General features: G+C 65.2%; 18 protein-coding genes. 14 read left to right on the top strand and 4 right to left on the bottom strand.

Going from position 1 to position 24,050, the window contains the following annotated elements; genetic code table 11:
• The first annotated feature begins 86 nt into the window (after nt 1-86).
• The 6 genes from ABFE16_16115 (at nt 87) to ABFE16_16140 (ending at nt 4,772) form a co-directional block, all read left to right on the top strand.
• Nucleotides 87-1,370, top strand: a complete 1,284-nt coding sequence (locus ABFE16_16115; GenBank protein MEN6346829.1) for a response regulator — start codon at nt 87-89, stop codon at nt 1,368-1,370.
• 288 nt (nt 1,371-1,658) lie between these two features.
• Nucleotides 1,659-2,315 carry a prepilin-type N-terminal cleavage/methylation domain-containing protein gene (locus ABFE16_16120; protein ID MEN6346830.1) on the top strand — a complete coding sequence of 219 codons (657 nt, stop codon included), beginning with the start codon at nt 1,659-1,661 and terminating at the stop codon, nt 2,313-2,315.
• Entirely contained in the window at nt 2,302-2,910 is a 609-nt protein-coding gene (locus ABFE16_16125) for an ECF transporter S component (GenBank protein MEN6346831.1), read from the top strand. The genes ABFE16_16120 and ABFE16_16125 overlap by 14 nt, the downstream gene beginning before the upstream one ends.
• Complete coding sequence (locus ABFE16_16130) at nt 2,900-3,346, top strand: formylmethanofuran dehydrogenase subunit E family protein (protein MEN6346832.1); 447 nt, start codon at nt 2,900-2,902, stop codon at nt 3,344-3,346. The genes ABFE16_16125 and ABFE16_16130 overlap by 11 nt, the downstream gene beginning before the upstream one ends.
• An 11-nt stretch (nt 3,347-3,357) precedes the next feature.
• Nucleotides 3,358-4,083 (top strand): energy-coupling factor transporter transmembrane component T, encoded by a 726-nt coding sequence (locus ABFE16_16135; protein MEN6346833.1) that lies wholly within the window; start codon nt 3,358-3,360, stop codon nt 4,081-4,083.
• On the top strand, nt 4,059-4,772 hold the full coding sequence (locus ABFE16_16140; GenBank protein ID MEN6346834.1) for an ABC transporter ATP-binding protein: 714 nt from the start codon (nt 4,059-4,061) through the stop codon (nt 4,770-4,772). Before ABFE16_16135 ends, ABFE16_16140 begins: the two co-directional genes overlap by 25 nt.
• A gap of 120 nt (nt 4,773-4,892) precedes the next feature.
• On the opposite strand, the gene ABFE16_16145 is transcribed toward ABFE16_16140, so the two are convergent.
• Both ABFE16_16145 and ABFE16_16150 read right to left on the bottom strand, forming a co-directional pair.
• The gene (locus tag ABFE16_16145) at nt 4,893-6,470 is read right to left on the bottom strand and encodes a hypothetical protein (protein ID MEN6346835.1); all 1,578 of its coding nucleotides are present in this window, start codon (nt 6,468-6,470) and stop codon (nt 4,893-4,895) included.
• A gap of 118 nt (nt 6,471-6,588) precedes the next feature.
• Entirely contained in the window at nt 6,589-7,428 is an 840-nt protein-coding gene (locus ABFE16_16150; protein ID MEN6346836.1) for a sugar phosphate isomerase/epimerase family protein, read from the bottom strand.
• 125 nt (nt 7,429-7,553) lie between these two features.
• Between ABFE16_16150 and ABFE16_16155 the strand changes: the two genes are divergently transcribed.
• A complete protein-coding gene (locus ABFE16_16155; protein MEN6346837.1) occupies nt 7,554-11,372 on the top strand; it encodes a glycoside hydrolase domain-containing protein in 3,819 nt (1,272 codons plus the stop codon).
• A gap of 96 nt (nt 11,373-11,468) precedes the next feature.
• On the top strand, nt 11,469-12,281 hold the full coding sequence (locus tag ABFE16_16160; GenBank protein MEN6346838.1) for an SGNH/GDSL hydrolase family protein: 813 nt from the start codon (nt 11,469-11,471) through the stop codon (nt 12,279-12,281).
• Here ABFE16_16160 and ABFE16_16165 read toward each other — a convergent pair.
• Nucleotides 12,278-13,366: a family 20 glycosylhydrolase gene (locus ABFE16_16165; protein MEN6346839.1), complete on the bottom strand. Its 1,089-nt coding sequence runs from the start codon at nt 13,364-13,366 to the stop codon at nt 12,278-12,280. The genes ABFE16_16160 and ABFE16_16165 overlap by 4 nt on opposite strands.
• 191 nt (nt 13,367-13,557) lie before the next feature.
• Between ABFE16_16165 and ABFE16_16170 the strand changes: the two genes are divergently transcribed.
• On the top strand, nt 13,558-14,832 hold the full coding sequence (locus ABFE16_16170) for a spore photoproduct lyase family protein (GenBank protein ID MEN6346840.1): 1,275 nt from the start codon (nt 13,558-13,560) through the stop codon (nt 14,830-14,832).
• An 11-nt stretch (nt 14,833-14,843) separates the two neighbouring features.
• Here ABFE16_16170 and ABFE16_16175 read toward each other — a convergent pair whose 3' ends face one another.
• The gene (locus tag ABFE16_16175; protein ID MEN6346841.1) at nt 14,844-18,275 is read right to left on the bottom strand and encodes a hypothetical protein; all 3,432 of its coding nucleotides are present in this window, start codon (nt 18,273-18,275) and stop codon (nt 14,844-14,846) included.
• Between the two features lie 390 nt (nt 18,276-18,665).
• Here ABFE16_16175 and ABFE16_16180 point away from each other — a divergent pair, with 390 nt between their 5' ends.
• The 5 genes from ABFE16_16180 to ABFE16_16200 all read left to right on the top strand — a co-directional run bounded on the left by ABFE16_16180 (nt 18,666) and on the right by ABFE16_16200 (nt 23,858).
• Nucleotides 18,666-19,673, top strand: coding sequence for an ornithine cyclodeaminase family protein (locus tag ABFE16_16180; GenBank protein ID MEN6346842.1), 1,008 nt, complete (start codon nt 18,666-18,668; stop codon nt 19,671-19,673).
• Nucleotides 19,670-21,028, top strand: coding sequence for a hypothetical protein (locus ABFE16_16185; protein ID MEN6346843.1), 1,359 nt, complete (start codon nt 19,670-19,672; stop codon nt 21,026-21,028). Before ABFE16_16180 ends, ABFE16_16185 begins: the two co-directional genes overlap by 4 nt.
• A gap of 87 nt (nt 21,029-21,115) precedes the next feature.
• Nucleotides 21,116-21,940, top strand: a complete 825-nt coding sequence (locus ABFE16_16190; GenBank protein ID MEN6346844.1) for an amidohydrolase family protein — start codon at nt 21,116-21,118, stop codon at nt 21,938-21,940.
• A 301-nt stretch (nt 21,941-22,241) separates the two neighbouring features.
• The gene (locus ABFE16_16195) at nt 22,242-23,033 is read left to right on the top strand and encodes a hypothetical protein (protein MEN6346845.1); all 792 of its coding nucleotides are present in this window, start codon (nt 22,242-22,244) and stop codon (nt 23,031-23,033) included.
• Between the two features lie 219 nt (nt 23,034-23,252).
• Entirely contained in the window at nt 23,253-23,858 is a 606-nt protein-coding gene (locus ABFE16_16200) for a hypothetical protein (GenBank protein ID MEN6346846.1), read from the top strand.
• Nucleotides 23,859-24,050: the final 192 nt, after the last annotated feature.

The raw sequence follows: 24,050 nt of genomic DNA on the forward strand, positions 1-24,050 counted from the left end.
TCGGACAACCGGGCAAGGGAGGGCTGGGATTGACGAGCGTCGAAGTCCAAGCAACCGGCAGTGGCGTGAGGTGCCGAGGAGACAGCATGCCTGGGAAAGAGCCGGCCGACGAGGCACAACGGATCCCCGTTCTGCTCGCAGTCTCGGACCCCGAGACGGCTACCTGGTTGCGTGCCGCCCTCGCAGAGCATGCCCTGGTGGACGTAATCGGGGAGGCCCGGGACGGGCTCGAAGCCGCGCAGATGGCGCGCGAGTGGCGTCCGATGGCCTGCGTGGTGCACGCGGAGCTTCCGGGGATGGACGGCTACCAGACTTGTGAGCTCATCAGCCTCGCGGCGCCCGAGGTTGCCACGGTGATCCTGGATGGCGAGCCCTCCGCCTTCCTGATGGAGACCGCGATGCGGGTGGGCGCTCGTGGTTGTGTGAGCCCGCACGCTGACAGCCGAGCACTCCTGGAGATCCTGGCGGATATCGCGGCCATCGACGAACGACGTCATTCCGTCGAGTTCGCGCGGGTCACCGACCCGACGCAGGCACCGGTTGTCGTCGGTGTCAGTGCCGCCAAGGGTGGTGTCGGGAAGACCTCGATCGCGGTCAACCTGGCGAGCGTGTTCGCTCAGCGTATGCCCAACGAGACCGTTCTGGTCGACTGTTACGCGCAGTATGCCGATGACGCGGTTGCCCTGGGGCTGCCACACCGGCACAGCATCCTTGACCTCGCCGCGCACGGGCCAATCGAGGACGGGGACCTTGAGCAGTACCTCGTGAAGCACAGCAGTGGCCTGTGGCTCCTGCCGGGCGCCACCGAGCCTGTGGCCAGGGAGCAGATGATCACCCCGGAGTTCGTGGCGCGGCTGCTCACAGTGCTGCGACGGCGGTTCCGGGTAACGGTGTTTGACCTGCCCCCCATCATCACCCCGGCGTCTGCGCACATCATGACGCGTTGCGGACACTTCCTGGTCATCTGCAACCTGATGGAGCTCACGACCCTGCGCGACACGTCCGTTCTTTTGCAGGCCGTCTCGGGCAAGTGGACCAGCAAGGACCGGATCCGGGTGATCGCCAATCGTGTGACCCCGAAGAACCGGTATGCGGTGGAGGAGCTCGAGCAGGTCCTCGGCCACTCCGTCGCCTATCGGATTCCTGACGGCGGCGACCTCCCTGTAGCCGCACTGAATGCGGGCGTTCCCTTCGTCATCAGCAACCCGGAGGCGCCGGTGAGCGCAAGTGTGAAAGCGCTTGCGGACCTGCTGATGCCTCCCAAGAGCGGACCCTCGGCTCCGCGAGCGCACAAGCCAGCTGAGAGTGTGCTCGAGAAGCTGCGGCGCCGTGGAAAGGTTGGTGGCGGCTCTCCCAAGAGGCTCACCTAGAGGGGGAAGCCAGAGCCGGGAACGAGAGGCCGGAGGGCGCCCTGCGTCGGGTTACTGATGCAGACGGAAGGCCCGGGTCTTGGCCGTCACGGTGAACTTGAGTCGACCCTCCGCCAGCACTTCGGTGCCGGCGGTTTGCGTTTCCCCCATCTCGCCGACGGCCTCAAGCGCGGGCTGGTTCCTCGCTCCACACAGAGAGGTGCGAAAGGCGGTAGCACAGAATTTCCGTTCGTGCTACAATGCTTGAGCTTGCCGGCACCTCAGTCGCAGGTGGAGAGAGGCCACATCATGTCACGGCGTGGTTTCACACTCATCGAGCTGTTGGTAGTCATTGCGATCATCGCCATCCTGGCGGCCATCTTGTTCCCGGTGTTCGCGAAAGCTCGCGACAAGGCCCGGCAGGTGACATGTCTGAGTAACCTGCGTCAGTTGGGAACCGCCTTCTTCATGTACATTCAGGACTATGACTCGACCTATCCGATGGTCCCGAACTGGAAGATGAACCTCCAACCGTACATCAAGAACACCCAGATCAATGTCTGCCCGAGCCGGAGTTCCTTGCCGTGGTACTACGGTCAGGGACTGAACATCGGCTGCAGCTCACCTGTGGTGACCGGTGTGCCGCTGCAGAGCGAGACCGCCATCGTTTCGCCGAGCCACAAGATTCTGATAGTGGAGTGGGATCGCTGCAACGCCGGCCCTCCCTGCGGGCCGAAAGGGCTGCTCTCGGGCGGTGCGACCTGCTACTGGGCGGTCACGCGTGTGCATGGCGGTGGGTCGAACATCGTGTTCTGCGACGGCCACGCGAAGTGGATGAACCCGAGCGTGTACCATAGTGATACTGAGTACGCCGACAGTTCAGGCAATCCGGTGCCGGCAGCAGCGGCCGCCGTGTCTGAAAGCACCTGGCGCAAATACTGGGACATCACCTATGAAGCCGACTAGCCCTCTTCCCGAGGCAGTAGAGACGCCGGAAGCGACCGATCGCGAGCCGCTCTTCGAGGCTCGGGATGTGGCCCTGGGCGGGCTGTTTGGGGCGCTTGCCATCGTCTTGCCGGTGGTATTCCATGCCCTCGGCCCGGGCGTAGGCCCCGTCTTCCTGCCGATGTATCTGCCGATTCTGGCGCTAGGCCTGCTGGTCTCATGGAGAACATCGGTACTGGTGGGGCTTTTGGCTCCACTGCTCTCCTCCGTGCTGACCGGGATGCCCCCCATGGCGCCGCCGATTGCCCTGCTGATGAGTGCCGAGCTTGCGGCGCTGGCTGCGGCCGCCGGGCTGGCCCGAAGTGCTGGTGTGCCCCTGTGGGTTTCCTGCGTCCTGGCCCTAGTGGCCTCGCGGGTTGTGGGCACGCTCGCGCTCTTGACGATAGGCCATGCCCTGGGCTACAACCAGAGCATCTGGCAGTACGCGGTGCTGAGCCTGGCTCTTGCCTGGCCGGGCCTCGTTCTGCAACTTACTGTGGTCCCTGCGACGGTGTGTGCGCTGGAGAAGACAAGTCTACTGGGATCACGCTGGAGGAAGGTCACCTATGGAGCATGAGCATCGCGGCGTCGTGCCCGAAGGCGTAGACGACATGACCATCCTGAAGGCCTTTCACGGTCATCTCGGGCCGTATGTCGTGGCGGGTCTACGGTTGGGACGCTACGCGCTCCGACGCCTCCAGGCCGATCCTCACTTTGGTGTAGAGGCCGATGTGTACTGCCCGGACGCGCCGCCGCCGTCCTGTGCGATGGACGGCATCCAGTTCGCGAGCGGCTGCACTCTTGGCAAGCGCAACATCCATCACCATGTGGCCGAGGGCGTTACGGCGACCTTCCGGAAGCGGAGTACGGGTGAGACGCTGACGGTTCGGCTGCGTCCGGAGGCTATCGCACAGGCCGTTGAGGAGATGGAACGCGCCAACGACGTCGCCGGGGCTGCCTTCGTGGAGGGGCTGTCGGATGAGGAACTGATCGAGGAGTTGCCGACGCGGTGAGGAATGGGCCTGTGGGTCCCCTGGTGAGCGCGGCCTTCCATCTTGGTTTGCTTGCCTGCGGGCTTGTCGTCTGCGCAGTCCTGGACATGACGCACGGGGCCGGGCCTATCGCCATGCTGGGTCTTGGGCTCTGCGCCATGGCAGTTCTGCGAGCTCCGGTGTTGACGCTGGTGCATCGCCTCCTGCCCCTGGTCTCCTGCGGACTGGTTGCAGTAGCCCTTCTTCTCCTCGCTCCCGCTGCCCCGAGTGCACCGGTGGTGGTACTCCCGCTATGGGGACGCTCCGTGCCCGCCCAGGGTGCGGCGTTTGTGCTCTCGCTGTGGGTCAAGTCGGGACTGATCGTCCTGTGGCTCACCGCCTTTGCGCACGCCCTCTCAGAGCGAGATCTGCTGGAAGGGTTGATGGCCTGGCGCTTGCCGCCGCGGGTGACGGTCCTGACTTACCTCATGGTCCGTGGTCTGAACGCTGTGGGCGAGGACGTCCAGCGGCTGTCACGCGCACGGGAAGCCCGTGGAAGACCGCGAGGGCTCTATGCGTTGCGGGTAGCGGCGTCAACGAGTCAGACGCTGCTGCTCAGGCTGGGTCGCCGGGCCGAGACTCAGGGTCTGGCTCTGGCAGCGCGGGGGTTTCGAGGAAGCCTGGAGTTGCTGGAGGTCCGGCCGCTGCGCTTTTCACACGGCCTGGCGCTTGCTCTCCTGACAGGGGCGCTGCTGTGGCTGACACATCTCTGGCTGTGAGCATCGAGGACCTGCGTTTCGCTTACCCTGACGGCACCGAGGCCCTGCGGGGCATTGGCCTGCGCGTGCGCGAGGGCGAGCGCCTCGCCGTCCTGGGCAACAACGGTGCCGGTAAGTCCACTCTGCTCCTGCACCTGAACGGGTTGCTGCGCGGCTCTGGGGAGGTGTGTGTCCTGGGGCTCCCGCTGATCCGTCGGAATCTGGCGGCGATACGTCGGCAGGTCGGTCTCGTGTTCCAGAACCCTGACGACCAGTTGTTCATGCCCACCGTCTTCGATGAGACTGCCTACGCAGCCATCAACGCGGGCTACAGCCGGGACGAGGTGCGGCAACGCGTCGACGAGGCGCTGTCCATCACCGGCCTCTGCGGGCTGGAGGCCAAGCATCCCCTCAACCTCAGCCTGGGGCAGAGGAAACGGCTCACCATCGCCTCGGTGCTCGTGACAGACAACCGTCTTCTGGTGCTGGATGAGCCCTCGGCGAGTCTCGACCCCGCCGCACGGGAATCCCTGATTGCCCTCCTCGGTTCGCTGCCCTCCACGATCCTGGTCGCTACCCACGACCTGTCCTTTGCCTCTGCCTCCTGCGAACGCGGCGTCGTCATCGAGGACGGGGTAGTGGTTCGCGACGGAGCTCTGCCGGAGCTGGTGGACGGGTGCCGAGAACACCGGTCAGCGTTACTGGGTTAGCGGGCGTAGCCCGCCCACACAGTGCTCTCAGGCTCTACCCCTGGTGGGCAATGCTCACCAAGCCGTTCTCGCCCATCCTCAAGACACGGAGTACGCTCCCGGTTCAGTGACTGCAACAGGCTACTGGGCGATTCTGTAGACGTGGACAGCCAGAGGGCCGAAGTCGTCGGTGAAGCTGCCCTCGGCGGCGGTGAGCTTGCGGCCCTCGTCTACGACCTCGATCTCGGTGCCTGCCTTCAGCCCGGCGACGGAGAGGGTGGCCAGGCCGCCCTTATCGTGCGGGTCGCAGTTGACGCAGAACAGGTACAGGGCGCCGTCATGCTCCTTGGCCAGCACGGCGGCCTTGAGATCGCCTGCGAGAGTGATCTTGACCTCTCTCTTGCTGTCTGCGGTCAATAGCACCGGGCTCAGGCGCGTGATCTGGTCGTTGAGCTGCTTCATCGCCGCCACGTTCTCGGGCGGCACGCCGAACTGCGAGTAGGCGGGCTTCCAGATGTGGGTGAAGTAGCCGATAGCGGTTGCGCCCCGACAGATCGCCATCCAGACCTCAGCCCGGATATGGCGCGGGGTTACGTCGACCTGGTTCTTCTCGCCGACCCACTGGCCGCCCTTGGAGGTCTCGATCCACTGGTAGGTGAGGCGGTTGCCCGCAAGCTGACGGAGCTGAGCGGCGCCGTCGCTGACGCGGTCGATCCAGTCTGCCCGTCCCCAGCCATAGAGCGGGTAGATGTCGAAGCCGACGGCATCGGCGGCCTCGATGTAGGCGCGGTACAGGGGCTCGCGCTGCTCCTCGGGCCACTTGGAGAAGACGGGCATGAAGCTTGCGGTCAGAGTCATGAAGATTGGGCGGGAGCTGTCGGCCTGCCGCAAGTCCTGGTAGGACTTGAGCGTCTCCTCCGGTGTGGCGCGGGGAACCTGATGAGGTGCGCTGAGGAGCAGGTTCTTGCCCTCGGCGTCGAGGCCCTGGATCTCGCTGATCGAGCCCCAGACGTTGGTGCCGGGATAGGCGCTCTTGACCCGGAGGGTGAGTTCGGCAAGCTCTGTGGGTGCGAAGGTCAGCTCCTGACCGCCGCGCTTGTTCTCCAGGGTTGCGCTCACGAGGGGCTTGCCGTCGGCCAAAAACTCGACGTCCTTCGCCACTGCCAGCCCGGCGGAGATGGTCAGCCAGACTACCAGCTTCTGCAGCTTCACGGGGGCCTTCGGCTTGATCGTGAGGGACGCGCCCTCCATTGGATCGAGGACGGACCAGGTGCTGGTGACACCATCGAGGATCTTCCACAGCGGAGCGCTCTTGTTGATCCGCAGGCCCTCGCCGGGCAGGACCTGGGCATCGCTCTCCTCGTGCGACAGGTCGGGCTCGTCGCCGTGGATGTAGGCGAGCAAGGCCGGATGGCCCTTGAGCTTGGCGTCGAAGGGCATGACCCCGTACAGGCCCGCTTGCTCCACGAGCTTGAGGTACTCGGCGACATCTTTGGTGCCGCCGCTGCCGGGCCAGTAACCCGCGACCGTGTTGCAGCCGGTCTCCTTGGCCTTCGGGAAATTCGCGGGGTCCTGCAGCCAGATCATGATGGGGAAGAAGGGCTGACCGTTGACGCAGAGAGCGCGGTTCGCGTCAAGAGAGACCGTCGTGACCGGGGGTGCCGCGTTCGCGGCGACTGCGAGCAACAGACACACAAGAGCAAAGGTCCAGGCGGGCATGGTACGTCCTCCTCGAGGGCCGAGTGTGCGTGCGCAGGAAACACAGGCGGTGTTCGCGTTCCCGCCGGCGATTCCTTTTGCCCGAGGAGGACGTGTAGGGTGCGAGGCGGGGCCTGGCCTAGCCCGCTTGTACTGCCTCGGTCAGGCGGTTGGCGATGGCGAAGGCGTCGCGCAGGAAGGCTTGCTCATCTTCATAGCCCGAGCGTGACTGCGAGACCTCCAGGTTGATCCACTTGCGGTAGCTCGAAGCGGCGATGAGCTTTGCGAGACGCGCCCAGTCGACCGTGCCCATGAAGGGGAGCTGGTGCTGGTCTCCCGAGCCGTCGTTGTCATGCAGGTGGATGGCGAGAAGGCGGTCGGCGTGCTTCGAAAGGTGATTGAGACCGTCACCCGAGATGTTGCCATGCCCGCAGTCGTAGCACAGGCCGATGAAGTCGGGGCTGTAGTCTGACAGGACGCGGGCGATCGGCGTCCAGCTCTGGGTCGTGCCGCCGTTCTCGAGCGCGATGCGGACGCCCGTGGCCCGGCTGCAGTCGGCAAGGGCATCCAGCGACCGCCGCACGCGGTCCCAGTAAGCGAGGCGTTCGGTCTCGTCGTCGGGCTCACCGGGGATGTGAAGCACGACGACGTCGGCGCCGAGATGGGCTGTCATCTCCAGGCGGTTCGAGACCAGCTCGACGCCTGCCAGTCGCTCATACTCGCGGGGCGACGCCCAGCCCTTCTCGCTCCCTGCGGAGGCGTGAAGGTCGGTGACCTGGAGGCCCAGTTCGGTGAGCCACTGCTGAATCTGGTCGATCTCCGAGCGGGAGTAGAGGAAGTCGGTGTTCCAGTGATGGCACCAGTGAATATGGGTGAAGCCCGCTGCAGCGATGGCCTTCAGATGGGGATAGGGAATGCCTGTGTCCTGTCGGTAGTCGGTCGCGATGGAGTTCATGGCGGGGTGTTTGGACGTTGGCACACTCGGGACCTCCCCTCTGTATATGGTAATGCGCTGTGCAGTCATGAGAGGGCGAAGGGGCATGCAAGGCGAAGTGTCACGAACGCCGTACGAACCGCTCGGCCATCCCGGGAGGGACTGCCCACATGCTACGCAACGCGCTCGCTCTGCTTGGTCTGTTCGCGACCGTCGTGAGTAGTCAGGCTGCGCCGTTGGTCACAGCGCCGGCGTGCAGCAGGCCACCTGCTGTGGACGGTGTGCTATCCCCCGGCGAGTGGGACAGGGCGACCACTCCGGGGCCCTTCAGCGAGCTCGGCGGCTCTGCTGCGTCGGTCCAGCCTCAGGTGTACGTGACTTACGATGCGGCGAGTCTCTATGTGGCCGCGCGGCTGCCTCTCCCGCGAGGCGCCAACCCTCGTGCGACCCTTACGCAGCACGACGGCACGCTCTGGGACGACGACGCCTTTGAGGTGTTCCTCGGCCCAGGCGGATCGCGTGGCTCGTACTACCAGTTCATCGCGAACGCCCGTGGCACGCAGTGGGAGTCGAAGGAGAAGGACGCCACCTGGAACGCGATGTGGACCGCGAAGACTGGCCGCGGTGACGGCTTCTGGTGCCTGGAAATGGCGATTCCCTTCGCGGCAATGGGCATCAAGGCACCGGTGGACGGCCAGTCGTGGACGGCGAACTTCGCCTGGGACTGCCAGACTCCCTTTGCAGCGATTCGGTCCTGGGCTCCGCTGAAGCAGGGGCTCCATGACCCGGCCAACTTTGGGACTGTCACCTTCCGCTCGCAGGCGCCGGCAGTTGTTCTGAGTGGCCTCGAACGTGCTGCCGGGGGAGTGCTGACGGTGCGCGGAGAGTGGGGACCGAGTGGGCAGCCGCTCAGTGCGGAGCTTGCCCTGACCCGCCAGATGCAGGGGAAGTCGGAGGCTGTTGGCAGCGCTACCGCGAAGGGCGGACAGGAGCGAAGCACCTTCGCTTTGCAGACGAAGATCCCGCAAGATCAGGGCTGGGATGCGCCGGGGGACTACCGGCTGGCGCTTCAGGTCAAGAGCGCCGGTCAGACCGTGTGGACTGCCGAGACACCCGTGATCGTGCAGATGCCCCTGACCCTGGCGGTGGAGAAGTACTGGCTGGAGGGCACTCTCGTTGTGACGGCTGACGCCAAGGGCGCCGGACGTTCGCCTGCCGACTTGAGACTGGCCCTGAAGCTGTGCGATGCCGAGGGTCGAACCAGCGTCGAGGCGCCGCTGCAGCCACTGGGAACCGACGGGAAGCTGCGCAGCGAACTTGATGTGCGGAAGGTTGCACCGGGCAAAGGCCAGTTGCAGGCAGACCTGGTGACGGCTGACGGGAAGACCCTCTACAAGACCGCCGTGGCGCTGGAGAAACCGGCTCGTCCTGCGTGGCTGGGGAGCAAGGCCGGGATCTCCGACGAGGTGCTGGCGCCCTGGACGCCGCTGCAGGTGTCCGGGAACAAGGTGATGCCCTGGGGCCGCACCTACGGCTTCTCGGCGCTTCCCTTCCCGTCTTCGGCGATCACCGCCGGGGAGGAAGTGCTGGCCGGGCCGATCACCCTGGTCGGCACCGTCGCAGGTCAGAAGATTCGCTGGGAGGGTCAGGACGCCCGCGTGACGCAGGCGAAGCCCAGCGTCGTCACGCTGCAATCCCAGGCGCGCACCGCCGGGCTCAACTGCACCGGGACCGTGAGGCTGGAGTATGACGGGATGATCCGGTCGGACTTCCGGATCGCTCCGCAGGGCGAGGCGACCGTCGAGGCCCTGACCCTGGAAGTGCCGATCAAGGCACGGTTCGCCCGGTACCTATATCATTGGCCGGGGCGCTGGGGGAGTGCCTACAATGCCGGAGCGTTGCCGCCGGAAGGCTTCCACGGCCCCTTCAAGCCCTTTCTCTGGCTGGGCGACGAGAAGCGCGGCCTGTGCTGGTTCAGTGAGTCCGACCGCAACTTCTTCGGCGACGGCGAGGCCAAGGTCATCGACATCAGCCGCGAGGGTGACCGGGTCGTCCTGCGGGTGAACCTCATCACCTCGCCGCAGAGGGTCAAGGAACCGCTGGACTACACCTTCGGGTTCCAGGCTACTCCGGTGAAGCCCATGACGCCGGACGTGTGGGACTACCGCATCAGCCATGCGGGCAACTACAGCCTGCCGACGCAAGTGCACCGGGGCAGCGCCGGAGTGACCTATCCGGCCAAGGGCAACCTCGACGTGAAACAGGGGACCTTCGAGTGCTGGGTCCGGCCGCGCTTCGACCCGTACCCGAGCATCGACCCGAAAGACCCCGGACGTGGCGCCCTGAACCGCAACCTGTTCGACCTTGAGCTCGGTGGCGGGGCGCACGTGGGCCTGTACTGGAACATCGACGACCGCGGCATGCGACTGTACTACAAGCAGGGCGAGGCCTACCCGCTGCTGATCAGCTCGCATCCGCGCTGGAAGGCCGGAGAGTGGCACCATGTCGCCTGCACCTGGGGCGAAGTGGGCCGCATCTACCTGGATGGGGTGAAGGTGGCGGAAGGACGCTATGCCGGCCTGCCCGCGGGAGACGCCGAGGCAGGTACCATCTCGCTGGGGCTCGCGCCGTCGGAGATGGACCTTGATGAAGTGCGCATCTCCTCCGTGGCCCGGGAGAGCTTCGATCTCACCCGTCCGGCGGTTGCCGATGCCCAGACCTTGTTGCTGGACCACCTCGATGAGAGCTTCAGACCGAACGGCAAGCAGGCGACCACTCCCGCAAAAGGCACTGGTGGTGTCGTTAGCGGCGGCGGCTTCTACGAAGGCAAGTTCGGCAACGCGCTTGGTCAGGGACCGGAGGGGAAGCCCACTACGGAACTGGACTACCTCGCGCAGCTCGGCGTGCGGACGATCTGCTTCCACGAGCACTGGACGGACGTTCAGGCCTACCCGGCGACGACGCATGGCGATCAGCTACGGAAGCTGGTAGCGGCCTGCCATGCCAAAGACCTCCAGTTGCTGCTCTACCACGGGTACGAGATGAGCGACATCGCGCCGGAGTGGGACAACTACCACGACGAGTGCCTGGTCTATCCTCGCGGCGGCGGCTACACGCGCCAGCCGCCACAGACAGCCTATATCGTCTGCTACCGTGGACCGTGGCAGGACTTTCTGGCTGACGGCCTTGAGAAGGAACTGGCGGAGTACGACACCGACGGGGTGTATCTCGACGGCACCTCGGAGCCCTGGGGCTGCCGCAACACGCACCATGGCTGTGGGTATGTGAACCCCGACGGCAGCATCGGCACGACCTACTCGATCTTCGCTACCCGCGAGATGATGAAGCGGATCTACACCATCGTGAAGCACCACAATCCCAGGGGACAGGTCAACGTTCACCAGTCCACCTGCATGACGATTCCAACGCTGGCCTGGGCCACGAGCTACTGGGACGGCGAGCAGTTCGGCAGCATGGCCCGAGGACCCTTCGCGCTGGAGGTCCTTCCGCTGGAGGCCTTCCGCTGCGAGTTCATGGGGCACAACTGGGGCGTCCCGGCCGAGTTCCTCTGCTACAACAAGCCCTATACCTCGCACGAGGCGATGGCCTTCACGCTGCTGCATGATGTGCTGGTGCGCAACAAGCTGAGCGAGGAAACAAAGCTGTGGAAGCTGATGGACGACTTCGGGCGCAAGGAGGCACGCTGGCTGCCCTACTGGGAGAACGGCCCGTACGTCCGCAGCAGCGCCAGAGACCTCAAGGTGAGCCTCTACAACCGCCCCGGTAAGGGTTTCGTCGCGGTTATCTCGAACCTTGGGCGTGAGGAGGCCAGGGGGACGGTGACCTTCAACCTGAAGCGTCTCGAGCAACCCACAGAGCTCAGCGCCTCCGACGTGATGGCCGACAAGAGCCTGGCCGCGAAGGACGGGGCTCTCGACGTGAGCCTTAAGCCGCTGGATTACCTGGTGGTGTGGCTGAAGGCCAAGTGAGTGAACGACCCTCACAGAGAGATGGACAAGGGTCTCGTTGCACCTCGCCTGTTGTGACTCTGTTTCTCCTGATCTGACTGGAGGTCGCACCAAGAGATGAACTACTCGATACTAGGCAGGTCGTGTTCGCTTGCCACGCTCGTGTTTGCCGGTTGCCTGATTCCGTGCGGTTGCCTCGCCGAGGGACAAGCGCAATCCGCCATGCTGGGGACCATGAAGGCGGACCGCATCCTGTTTCTGGGCAACAGCCTCACGCTGCATGGACGGCATGAGCCTTACGGGTGGTTGCACAACTGTGGGATGGCGGCCAGCGTGCCGGAGAAGGACTTCGTACACGTTCTGGCGGCGTCCCTCGAGGCCCGCACCGGTGGGCACCTGCGTCTCAGCATCACTGAGACCAAAGACGGACCGGCAGGCACTGAACCGGCGAACATCGTCAGCGTTGCCGGCACCCTTGAGCGGGCGTACACCGACTATAGCAACGCTCCACTGCAGAAGCAGCTCGACTGGAAGCCGGACATCGTGGTCCTGCAGTGCGGGGAGAACGTCGTCCGCGACAAGTTCGAACCGGCCCCCTTCAAGGAAGCCCTGAGGTCACTGCTCAACGCGCTGCAGGCGGCCGGCAATCCGCAGATCTTCGTCACCAGCCAGATACTCAGCCCGGGCGGCGCCCTCGACGACCTCAAGAAGGAAGTCTGTGCCGAGGACCCCTCACACCGCACGTACGTGGACCTGAGCTCCTTCTGCAAGGAGCCGACGAACTACGCCAGAAGCGAACCCTACTACACAGGGATCATCACCGGCCATCCCGGAGATAAGGGTATGGCCCGGATCGCGGCTACGTTGCTCGAGGCAATGCTCGTCCGTGCCAGCCTAAGCAAGACGGCCGCACCGACGGCAGCTCCCTAGGGCTTGCTGAAGGGGCGACCAAAGCAGGCCGGGAGGCAGTGCTTCAGCACCAGGGCTTCGCTGAAGCCGTGCTCGTCCGGTCCCTGTTCGCCGCGCAGTCCAGCGAGCAGCTTCTGGCCACCGGGACCGGTCGACCAACCCGTGAACAGCGCTCCCTGGAGTCGCTCGGTGCGTGACGCTTGGGCGCAGCGAATCAGCGCCTCCGCGGAGACCGGGTTCCGCCAGGGCGACACGAGCGTGCGGAAGCCCTTCTCCTGGAAGAAGCGCACCGAGGGGTAGTCCTCGCGCGGCTCATAGTGCCAGTCGCAGATGACCAGATCGCGGGGCACCAGGTCGATGGCCGGTGCTGTGCCGTTCGCGCTGGCTTCCCACTTCCCGTAGGTCATCTTGCCGGCATCGAGGAGACGATCACCCCAGAGGAACATCTCGGCACCCCGGCTGCGCAGGTGGGCGTGGTAGTCGTTGACCGCGCGTGCGAAGAGATCGGCCGGGCTCTTGCCCCGACAGCGCGGGCACTGGTCACTGGCGATCAGGAAGACCTCGTCCATCCCCACGTGAAGCGCGTCGGCCTCGAAGGCCTCCAGCAACTCGTCCATGAGGTCGAAGACGAGTGGGTTGACGCCGGGATGCAGCGGGCACCAACTGCGGCAGTAGATGTCGGGGTTGTTCAGCGGGATCTGCGGTGTCTCGTCGAACTCCGGGTGCTCGCGCAGCAGGGAGAAGGTCTTGTCGCTCCAGGACTGGTGGCCCAGGCAGTTCATCAGCGGGACAAGCCTGATGCCATGGGCCTTGCAGGCTTTGGCGAGACGACGGGCAGCCGCGAAGTCCAGCGAGCCCTGGGATATCTCGGGGTGCGAGCGGAACTGGAAGTTGTAGTTCACCTCGACGACAAGCAGGTTGACTCCGAGCGGGGCAAGTTGTTCGTTGATGAGGCGCTCCAGCGTCTCGGCGCCTTCGAGAGAACCGCAGCTCAGGTGTTGACCGCGCCAGGACAGCGGCTTCGAATCCTCCTCACCCTCGGCGTCGGCCACGGTCAGCAGGCACATCAGGGCGGTTGCGACCAGCAGAAGTCCTCCGGGCAGCATTGGCCTGTCTCCTCTCCTGCGCGTCTGCGGGGTACACGGCATGCCACCGCCTTCCTTCTCCGGTGCAGGGCCTGGCACCTTGGCGGAGCGGCTGGCCCGAGAAGGGGAAGAGGAGCTGGGAGCGAACTACCGCCTGCCGACAGGGCACCTTCGGTCGCGACTCCGGGTTATGTTGCTTGCGAGGTGTGGTCATGTACCCCTTTGAGCCACCTGCGATCTACCTCCACGAGTCTGTATGCAAGATTCCGGCGGCCCTGGCACGGGCCGAGAGGATGCTGGCGCAGATCGACGGGCCGGAGCTGATCGTGGTCGATGACGCGCAACTCGACGAGCTGAGTCATGCGAACCGCTGGGATGCTTCGGGCGTGCGGCTGGGACAGCTTAAGCGTACCGGCGACCCCGCGCTCATCTTCAACACCTTCCGCTGGCGCACACCGCAGGAGGCACAGGCGGCAGCGGAGCGCTACCCTCACCTGAGGCGTGGCTATCTGCTGGGCACAGGCGAGTGGACGTACCGAGATGGTCGGGCCACTCGGAAGACGCACCTCGGCGTCTGCCAGAACGCCTGGGAGCTGCACTCCGCCTGGGGCTGTCTGCATCGCTGCGACTACTGCGATGTCGGCAACTTCCTCAACCTGGTGGTGAACCTGGAGGAGTTCGTGGAGCGGCTGGAGGGGCTCGTGAGGGAGAACCCCTGGTGTCGGCTCTACAAGTACGACAACCACACCGACACCATCACCTTCGAGCCCGAGTACGGGGCATCTGAGTTGCTGGTGGGGTTCTTCGCGCGGCAGGCTGCTCCCGCAGGTCCCGACGGAAGCTACCTGATGCTGTACACCAAGAGTGCGAACGTGGAGCATCTGCTGGACCTGGATCACCGCGGCCACACCATCATCTGCTGGTCGCTGTCGCCGGACACCGTCAGCAGGCTGGTGGAGAAGAACTCGGCCTCAACGAGCGAGCGGATCGGCGCTGCCCAGCGGTGTCAGCAGGCCGGATACCACGTGCGGATGCGGTTCTCGCCCTTCGTGCCGGTGCGGGGCTGGCGTGAGGAGTCAGAGGCAATGATCGAGGAGCTCCTGACCCGGGTGCGGCCCGACCTGCTGACAATGGACACCTTCAAATGGCTCGAACCGCGAGTGATCGGCGACATCCTCGACCTGGACCTGTGGGATGACGAGTTCCGCGGGTACGTGGAGCAGTACGCGGCGATGGAACCGGCGCAGCGCCCGGCGCCGATCATCCCTCAGGGCAAGCAGGTCTTCCCGCACGAGGCTCGTGCGCGAGTCTACCGCTTCCTGCTTGAGCAGGTCCGGCGCTACGCTCCCAGTATCCCGGTCTCGTTGTGTGGCGAGACCCCGCAGATGTGGGAGGAGCTGGCGGCGGAACTGCGCATGACCCCCGAGCAGTACGTGTGCACCTGCGGCCCGGACTCAGTGCCCGGAAATCCGCTCCTGCAGCAGTAGTCCAGTTCGTGCTACCGGACCGGGCTGAGTGCCAGGTAGTCCAGGTTCATCCCGCGACCGTCAGCGTTCGTCAGCTTGATCGTGTGCGTGCCGGCAGTGAGGTCGAGCACCAGCCAGTGCTGATCGGGCGTGCGGACCACGTAGTGGATCCACTCCTTGTTCGTCGGGCCGCCGAAGCCGCCGCTGCCGGGGAAACCTGAGACGAAAGGTGTACCGGTGTCCACCTGGATCTCGCGTTGGGCCGACGTGGGCATGCAGTAGCGCAGCACGAGCAGGTATCTACCCGCCTTCGGCACCGTCACCTGCCAGGTCAGCCAGTGCCCCTTTGCGTCCCAGTGAGAGAAGGCCTTGCCCACAGAGCCGGCCTTGTCCTCGCGCAGCACAACCTCTCCGTCTCCCTGGGCAGTGAAGTCCTCGGCCTGCATGAGCAGCGCGTCCTCCAGGGGCACGTCCTCTACCTTGAGCGAGAGAGGGCTCTCCAGTGGCACCGGGCCGTCCAAGACTGCCTTGACCGTGTGAGCTGGGAGGGCGGCGAAGGGCGCCGGCTTGTCCTTGAGCGCGATCTCGAAGGTCGCCTCGCCGGTCTGGCCCGCGGGTACGTCGAGGACAAGAGTGGTGGGAGTGAGACTGAGCGCTGCCGGGGCTTCCAGTCGGACCGTTCCGCGGACGGCCTCCCGGGGCGAGGCAGAGAGGATGGCCTTTGCAGCCAGCGTCTCGCCGTGCTTGATCGTGGACTGAGGCGCCGAGATCCACAGCGCCGGGCTGAGCTGCTCAAGGAAGCGCCCCGGCGTCGGCGGCTTGATGTAGCCCATGGTGAGATGGGCGGCGTCCGCGCGATAGATCCGATCCTGGAGCAGGCAGGTGCGTCGGTCGGTCGCGGGGATGGTGGTTGCGTAGATGCGCAGCTCGCCGGGGACGGAAGTGATGATCTCCTCGCGCCAGTCGCCGAGGAAGTCTCCCCAGGCGATCTGGCTGCCCTCGATGGCGTTGGTCAGGGCCTGACCACGGTACTTGCTGACGCGAGCGCCGGAACACAGCTCGCGCTGGGAGTCAGCATCCCAGTAGACCGCCGTGAAGGGCGGCACCGCACTGTCCCGGGCGAGGATCTCTCCCTGTGCCGAGAACACCCAGCGCGGTGGCGCGCCACCGTAGCCCTTCTTCTCCGGGTCGCCGTTCTCCATCTCTGTGGCCCAGACCTCGCAGCCGGGGTGCGTCGGGTCGATGTCCGCGGTCATCCCCTGTCCCACGTGGTAGGTCTGCCTATCGAGCCCCCAGAGAATCTGACCGGTGCGAGCATCAACCATGCAGGCGCCGTTGCGTGGCTGCCGTGGCTCGATGACATAGCTGATCTCGAGCCCGGGGCGAGCCGGGTCGAGGTCGCCCAGGAAGCAGAAGTCGGGGTGACCGAGGCCGGTGCTCCAGAGCCCGTGCCCGTCGTCGTCGATCACGCAGGAGCCGAGGACGACCTCGTCACGACCGTCATCGTCGAGGTCGCCGCTGTGCATCCAGTGTGCGCCCTGCCCTCGCCAGGCCACTCCCTCTTCGCGACTGCTCCACTCCCAGAGCTGCTGCAGCTTGCCGTCATGATACTGGTAGGCCACGAGCTTCATGACGGTGTAGGTGCCTCGGGCGACCAGAAGGCACGGGGTCTTGCCATCCAGGAAGGCAAGACCGAGCTGGTTGCGGCAACTGTAGTTGTAGCCGCTGAGGCCGCCGCCGAAGTCTCGCCGAGTCGGCCAGTCGACACGGCACTTCTCGCGGCCGGTTTCGCCATCCAGGATCGACAGGTACTCCGGACCGGTGAAGACATGTGCGTCGGCGCCGCGCAGGTCACCGACGGCAGTCTTTGCGGCGACCTCGGCCTTCCCGTCGCCATCGAAATCGAAGACCAGGTAGGGGGCATACCAGATGCCCTGCTCAATGCCCCAACCAAGGTCCTTGCGCCACAGGAAAGTGCCGTCGGAGCGATAGGCTTCGAGCTTGTAGCTATCCTTGCTGGGGACCCAGTAGCCGTCGCCGGGGTCGACGCTGTAGGCCGGCTGCTTGAGGACGAAGTCCAGGCGACCGTCACCGTCGAGATCGGCGATCCCGACGGCGTTGGCGGCGTAGTCGCCCTGTAGTTTGATGCTGAGGTAAGGCCTGGGCGCTGGATTGGCCTGGAGGAAGGCCTGCTCGGAGGCCGGCTGCTCCTGGTTGCCGTGGATGGCGCGGACCCAGTAGCGGCAGTCCAGGGCCAGGTCGGGCCTGGCGTCGATGAAGTCGGTAGTGCGGCTGAGTGGCTGGTCGTTGAGCTTGACGGGGAGACCGCGGCCGACGGCTCGGTAGACATTGAAGGCCACGTCGGCGGGGTCGGTGTTGAGCAGACGCCAGCCCAGATACACGCGCTTGTCGTCTGTCGGTATGGCGACCATGCCGCGCCCGAGCTTCTCCACTATCCGTTCGGTTGCCCAGCCGGTGACCTTCGTCTTGGGCTGCCCTGCTGGAGCCGCCGACCCCGGTGTCAGGGCGACGTCGTCGATCCAGGCCTGCACCTTTCCGAAGCCTTGCAGGCGCACGGCGATATGGTCGCACTCCCGCGGGATGACCGCCGTGGCTTCGAGGAGCTTCCAGTCTGTTGTGCCCTCGATGCCGTCGGAGGTCAGACCGTAGTCCACCAGGCGGCCATTGAGCGTGCCCACGACGAGCAGGTCGAGGTGCGTGGTGTCCTTGCATCTGACCCAGGCGGAGACGCGCCAGGTCTGGCCGGCCTCAACTGCCTGCCCAGGGGTGGCGGAGTTGATCACTGTCCAGTCCTTCTGACCGTCGAACTGGAGCTTAAGCCCGCGCCCCTCATGGCCCTCGGGGACGATCTCAGCCGAGCCCGTCTGCTCGCGAGTTGACCACGACCAGCCGCTGTGGGCGAAGTCGCTCCCATACTCGAAGTCGCCATTGGCGACGCCGTTGCGCTCAGGCACGGCCGGGGTCAGCGTGATACTGTCGTAGTATGCCGCGCCGGGGGACTGAGCCTGGGCAAAGCGATCATCAACCCAGAACTCGAAGCGGCCGTCTCGGATGGCGAACCTGCCGAGATTCCCGCCGATCTCGTCGAGGCGCTGCCACTTCTTGCCGTCGAGCGACACGGCGAGGCCCCGTGCGTACTTGATGGTGACGATCCACTCGCCCTTCGGTATGTTCGTGAGCACCGTGTGCAGAACCGGCGCGCCCTCCTCGGGCTTCTCGCGATCCTTCAGCACCGGGGGCGACTGCAGGACGACGCCACCGGACCACTTGCGCTGGGCGTCGACGTCGGTGCTCCACAGCGTCCACTTGTCGGGCTTCGACTGGTTGGAGACCCAGGCGCTCTCCGGAGTGGAGCAGGTCTCCGCCTCGAACACCAAGGGCTCCTGGGCACATGCGGGGAGAGTGACGAGCATGAAGAGCAGGTAGGGGAGAGAGCGGGCCATGGTGGCATCTCCTGCGTCGCAGCGGTCACATGGGAACAGTGACGGGAGGTTTCGTCGCCGGCGGCCGGAGGCCTCCAAGGGTGCCGGAGCCCCTGTATTGGGTAACTGTCTACGTACGCAGATCCCTGGTGGCGCATCGACGACAACAAGCCCCAAACTGGTCCTTGCAGCGATACGGCCTTCTGAGACGTGGGCGAACCGGCGGGTCTGCCCACGTCTCTCCTTTTGTGGCGGAGCCTCCGGCAGCAGGCCCTGCAGCGAGCCATGCCCGCAGATTGCTGAGCCCCTGTCCGAGATTCCAGGGAGGTCCTTCGGGGTCAGGAGGCGTACAGACAGCCCTTGTCAGCACGCCGTCCAGGCGCAAAGGCACATCGCAAGAGAGGGATCAGGGTGAACGGGGAGACGCTTCTGCTGTCTGATCAGGACGTAGCCGCACTCCTGCCCCATACAGAGGTCCTTGGGATGGTCGACACGGTGTTTCAGGAGTGGGGCAGAGGTAACGTAGTCATGCCGCCCAAGGTGAATCTGGACATGTCGCGGAGCGGACACAACTCATGGGCAAATGCCATGCCCGCGTATCTGCCCACCTGCAAGGTGGGAGGTATCAAGTGGGTCGGCGGATACGGAAGCAATCCGTCTCGGGGTATGCCGTACATCATGGGCATCGTTGTGCTCACGGACCCGGAGACCGGTGAGACTCTGGCCTTGATGGACGGGATCTACATCTCGGACTGGCGAACCGGGGCCTCCGCTGCCGTTGCCGCGAAGTACCTGGCGAAGGAGGGCACGGAGAGGATCGCCGTGATCGGCGCGGGTGCTCAGGGACGGACCGCCACCGTCTGCCTGCACGAGGTCTTCCCCGGGGCGCAGATCACCGTTGCGGACATCTCCGAGCCAAGACGACAGGCCTTCTGCCAGGAAATGCAGGAGAGGTACCAGCTGACAGTTCACAGTGCCCGGTCCGTCGAGGCTGCGGTGTCCGACGCCGACGTCGTCGTCCTGCTCACGACGGCGAAGGAGCCCTTCGTCAAGGCGGAGTGGATTCCCGAAGGGTGCCTGACGCTGGCGATGGGCTCCTACCAGCAGACGGAGGATGCGGTAATCCTGGGGTCGGACAGGATCGTCGTCGACTGCTGGGGACAGGCCGAGCACCGGGGCGAACTCAAGCAGCTCGTGGAGACGGGCCAGATCAACGAGAGCGTCGTCTCCGCCGAGATGGGAGCCGTTGCCGCGGGTCTGGAGCCAGGGCGAACCGGATCGCAGGAGCGGATTCTGGCCGTCCTGGTGGGATTGGGCGCACACGATGTGTACGTCGCCGGGCAGGTATACCAAAGAGCCCTCGCCGCCGGTTGCGGGCAGAGGATTCGACTGCGGCAGGGCAAGGAGAGCTCGCAATGACGACGCCAGGACTCCTCGTCGGCGCTGCGAAGGTCGACATCACGCCAGACTTGGGCATGCAGATCTCGGGCGACATCGGGCGCTACCGACCGGTGGAGGAGATACGTAACCGGCTCTATGCGCGGGTCTTCGTGCTCCGCACCGGAGAGAGGACCGTCTGCATCCTCGCCTGCGACATGGCATGCATCAGCCGCGAACACTCCCTCGGGTTCAGGAGGCGGATTGCTGAGCTCATCGACGCCAGGCCCGAGGACGTCATGATCCACTGCGTGCAGTCCCACTCTGCGGCCCGGGTCGGTGGCATGTTCGACGACCCAGAAGGAATCCTGTCGCCGGAGCTGTGGTGGGTACGCGGCGAGACGCCGGCTTACAACACGCTGTTCATCGAGGCTGTCCTGGCCGGTGTAGCGCAGGCCAGGGACGCGATGGTCCCGGCGAAAGCCAAGTTCGCACGGGGCATCGACGGGCGCTGCGCCTTCAACCGCCGCTTCGTTATGCGCGACGGGACGGCCAAGACGCACCCGGGGAACTGTAACGAAGAGGTGCTGTACTGTGAGGGCCCGGTCGACCCGGAACTCTCGCTAACGCTCTTTGAGGACGAAGGCGGAAAGCCGATCGCCGGCTTGCTCCATTTCACCTGCCACCCGATCCACGGCTATCCGCGGCGATATGTCTGTCCCGACTGGCCCGGGCTGTGGAGCGAGGCCATGAGTCAGAAGCTCGGTGGCGACTGCGTCGTCGGCTGCCTCAACGGCGCGTGTGGGAACCTGAGCCCCATCGACCACACCAACCCCGACCACAACTCGGCCACCAACCTGGAGCGGATGATAGGGTGCCTGGTTCAGAGCGGGGAGAAGCTGATCGAGAAGCTGAAGCCCGTGGAAGAGCTCCCGCTGCAGACCGCCAACCGGGTCCTTCGCATCGCCTGGAATCAGCCGAGACCCGAGGATGTGGAGGCAGCTCGCCGGATGCTGGCCGAGCATCCGGAGCCGATCTTCGTCGACGAGGCCAAGACGCAGATCTCTTGGGACTGGGTGTTCGCGCTCCGCGACCTGGACAAGGTGCACAAGCTCAGCACCGATCCCGACTACAACTTCGAGATCCAGGTGTTCCGCCTCGGCGACCTGGTGGTGGTGGGCTGGCCCGGTGAGCCCTTCGTCGAAGCGCAGCTCGAAGTGAAGCTCAAGTCGGCCTCCAGGCTGGTCGTCGTCGCGCACGAGTGCAACGACGAGTGTGGCTATCTGCCCACGCTCAGCGCCGCACAGAGGGGCGGCTATGAGGCCTGGGGCAAGCTGCCGCCAGGCACGCTGGGAAAGATGGCGGAGACGACGGTCGAGATGATCGCCGGCCTCTGAGTGGTCCGCAGGTCGGGCATGGTGAGCGGTACCGACCAGAGCCGGCGTGATACACAGCGGCCCTGCGCCGCAGCAAGGAGCCTGGGCATGTTTTTGAACCACTGCCACGTTTTCCCCTACGGCGCTTTCCCGGACCAGCCCGAGCTGGGCACGCTGCCGGAACTGAAGCGCTTCATGGACGACACCGCGATCGAGAAGACGGTGGCGATCGCACCCTTCTGGGGGCCAAAGACGAAGGAGTTGCTTGACGGCGAGGACTGTAACGCGTGGCTCCACCGGCACCTGCAGGACTACCCGAACATCCTGGGGATGGCTGCGATCTCCCCCAAAGACCCGAAGGCCTGCGCCCTTGTGGAGGAGTACATCGGGAAGGGCTTCGTGGGCATCAAGACCCATCCGCCGGTCATGGGGTTCCGGATTGATGACCCGGCGTGTGATGACATGTACGCCCTGGCGGCGGAGATGGACGTCTTCGTGCTCTTCCACACCGGGGTACATGGCGGACGGCTGGAGGACTACCAGCCGCTGCTCATCGACAACATCATGCACCGGCATCCGCGGCTGAAGGTCATCATCGAGCACATGGGTGTCTCGGACGGCGTCGGCCGAGGCTTCTTCGACCAAGCGCTGGCAGTGGTCTACAACCATGGGGCAAGCTGGCGCAAGGGCGGGGTGTACGCCGGGCTGACAGGGATAGCCAAGCCCCAGCACCGGCAACTGGTCGCCGACACGATTGCCGAGGCAGGTGCAGAGCGAGCGATCTTCGGGCTGGACTGGCCGCACATGCGTGGCTATGCCCCTGCCATCGCGCGGTACGAGTCGGAGATGACTGTGATGCGGTCGATCGGGCTATCGGCGGAGCAGGAACGCAGGGTGTTTGGCGGCACACTTGAGGAGGTAACGGGACGGTAGAGAGGTCCCCTCACAAGTAGGTCAGCGGACTCCTTCGCGCCCCCACGAACAGATTCTATGTCGTGGGGGCGTTTGTATGACAGGATATAATCTACAAAGGAGGAAATGACGCACGCAGCTCGCGCACAAGGCGTCATTTGCGGCAAGTTAGCGTAGTAGTGGACGACATGGCGAAGGTAAAGCTTGTGGCGCGAGACCCGTCAGAGCGGGCTGTCTCGTCGGTTCTGCTTGTCCAGAGGATGCTGCCAGCGCTGGTCGCAGGACTGGCCGGCGGCTGTCCACGCTCTGTGAGGGGCATCACGTGACGCAGTATGCACTCGACTTCGAGCGGTCATGGCGTGCGCTGGCAGGGGCGTCGCACGTGCCGGCGACGGCTGCACGATGTGTAGTGACACTGCTCGCGCTTGGGTACGGCGTCGCGCCAGACTGCCTCCAACACAGAGTGCTCGTCGGTACCCTTCCTCAAGCGCGGAGACGGCGGTCCATCCTGGGCTTTGAGCACCCTCTTTCCCGAGCCTGTACTGTCCTGCTCGCAGGCGCTCTCGGCGGCAAAGAGAGGCTTCCGACCTCGACGGTTGAGGACGTCGCCAAGTTGCTGGCCGCGCATCCCCTCATGCCGTCGGAGGCCGACGCGGAGGGTCTTGTGGCTACCGTCGGCAATCGCAGGTCCTGGGGCAGGCATTGTCAGCATTTCCTGACCCTTGTGTCCGGTCGGCAGCCTCTGAGCGGCCATGACTTGATCCGCCGGTACTGGGCCGACCTTAACATTGCCTTTCCCACGGTGGAAGCCCTGCTGCAGGAGTTGGGCGCTGAGTGTGAAGTCCCTGGGGGGTACCTGCGTCCCCAGGACATGCTGCGGATCCACGACGACGACCTGTACATGGATGTGGTGGGGCTGGCGCTGCGGAGGGTGCCACTTCCGGACTTGCGACACGCCGGGGCACCCCGGCGGAACCGCAGGGCACGCATGCCGACTGCACCAGAGAGACGCCTGGAGCCGTGGCCGATCGACCCTCTGATCACCCTCTCGGTCGATGACTTTGTGCGCTATGTGGTTGACCTTGCCGGCGCCGATGGGGGAAGTGGTGACTGATGTTACTCGACCAGTTGTTCGCTGTGGGCGTGCTCGTGGTAGTCGGTGCTCTGCAGGCCTGGCGTGGACGCCACGCTGCGACGAGTGTGCTCGCCGCATGGGTGGCTCCGTGAGGTGGTCGGAGAGATGCACGGGACGGGCACGTCGAGTGTACGTGACATGAGTGCGATGGCGCGAAGGCGTCTCTACCTGTCTCTCTGACGCCAGTGAGGTGTGAACGTGACGGAGTCGGTGCGAAGCGTCTGGAGGGTGGCGCTTGTCTTCTGGCTGGCTCTCGGGCTGCGCGCGCAACTGCTCGTCCTCCTGCCGGAGAGGGTGACGCAGTGGATGGTCCCGATGGAGAGCAACTGGGACGAGCCTGCGCCTCCTGCGAGATACGCAGTACTGGCCGCCTACCTCGGGATCGCCATGTTCGCGACGTGGTTGGCCTCCAGACGCCTCTCACGGTGGTGGCGCAGCCCCAGGGCCCTGCGGCAGAAGTCCTGGGCCGCCGCGGCGTTCCCCACGGCGTACCGGACGCTGGCGTCTGTCGCAGAAACGCCGTGTGGGCATCAACTTGGGATTGTGGTGCCGGTAGTCGTGGGGTGGACGGCGGCTGTGGCGATCGCTGCCTCGCAGAGTTGGTTGGGTCCGCCGCCCGCTCTCGACGACGCCATCGCTGCCCTTCTGCTCTGGGTCGTCAGCACAGCCCTCTTCATCGACGCCGTTCGCCGAGGTGGCCCACGCTGGACCTTTGTCGCCCTCGCCTGCTGCTGTCTGGGTGGCTGTCTGGCGCTGGCATCGTGGCTTCTCTGGGCCCCGTGGTGGAATCTGGTCGCGCACTGATTGCGGGTCGGACGAAAGGCGCTCAAGGCCGCTGGTCCGGTACCTGGAAGGGTGATCGTCAGTGGATGACTGGGGCAAGGTCGAGCTCTTCCTGTACGCGCTCGTGTGGTGTGCGGCGTGGATTCTCCCGCGGCGTCCGTGGCCTGCGGCAGTCGCCTGTAGCTGGCTGAGTGTCTCGATCGTCCTCTCGCA

The organism is Armatimonadia bacterium (assembly GCA_039679385.1).
GTDB lineage: Bacteria > Armatimonadota > Zipacnadia > Zipacnadales > JABUFB01 > JAJFTQ01.

Coding starts and splice junctions, on each gene's coding strand:
- ABFE16_16115 (MEN6346829.1), top strand. CDS start 87: ATGCCTGGGAAAGAGCCGGCCGACGAGGCACAACGGATCCCCGTTCTG.
- ABFE16_16120 (MEN6346830.1), top strand. CDS start 1,659: ATGTCACGGCGTGGTTTCACACTCATCGAGCTGTTGGTAGTCATTGCG.
- ABFE16_16125 (MEN6346831.1), top strand. CDS start 2,302: ATGAAGCCGACTAGCCCTCTTCCCGAGGCAGTAGAGACGCCGGAAGCG.
- ABFE16_16130 (MEN6346832.1), top strand. CDS start 2,900: ATGGAGCATGAGCATCGCGGCGTCGTGCCCGAAGGCGTAGACGACATG.
- ABFE16_16145 (MEN6346835.1), bottom strand. CDS start 6,470: ATGCCCGCCTGGACCTTTGCTCTTGTGTGTCTGTTGCTCGCAGTCGCC.
- ABFE16_16155 (MEN6346837.1), top strand. CDS start 7,554: ATGCTACGCAACGCGCTCGCTCTGCTTGGTCTGTTCGCGACCGTCGTG.
- ABFE16_16160 (MEN6346838.1), top strand. CDS start 11,469: ATGAACTACTCGATACTAGGCAGGTCGTGTTCGCTTGCCACGCTCGTG.
- ABFE16_16165 (MEN6346839.1), bottom strand. CDS start 13,366: ATGCTGCCCGGAGGACTTCTGCTGGTCGCAACCGCCCTGATGTGCCTG.
- ABFE16_16170 (MEN6346840.1), top strand. CDS start 13,558: ATGTACCCCTTTGAGCCACCTGCGATCTACCTCCACGAGTCTGTATGC.
- ABFE16_16175 (MEN6346841.1), bottom strand. CDS start 18,275: ATGGCCCGCTCTCTCCCCTACCTGCTCTTCATGCTCGTCACTCTCCCC.
- ABFE16_16185 (MEN6346843.1), top strand. CDS start 19,670: ATGACGACGCCAGGACTCCTCGTCGGCGCTGCGAAGGTCGACATCACG.
- ABFE16_16190 (MEN6346844.1), top strand. CDS start 21,116: ATGTTTTTGAACCACTGCCACGTTTTCCCCTACGGCGCTTTCCCGGAC.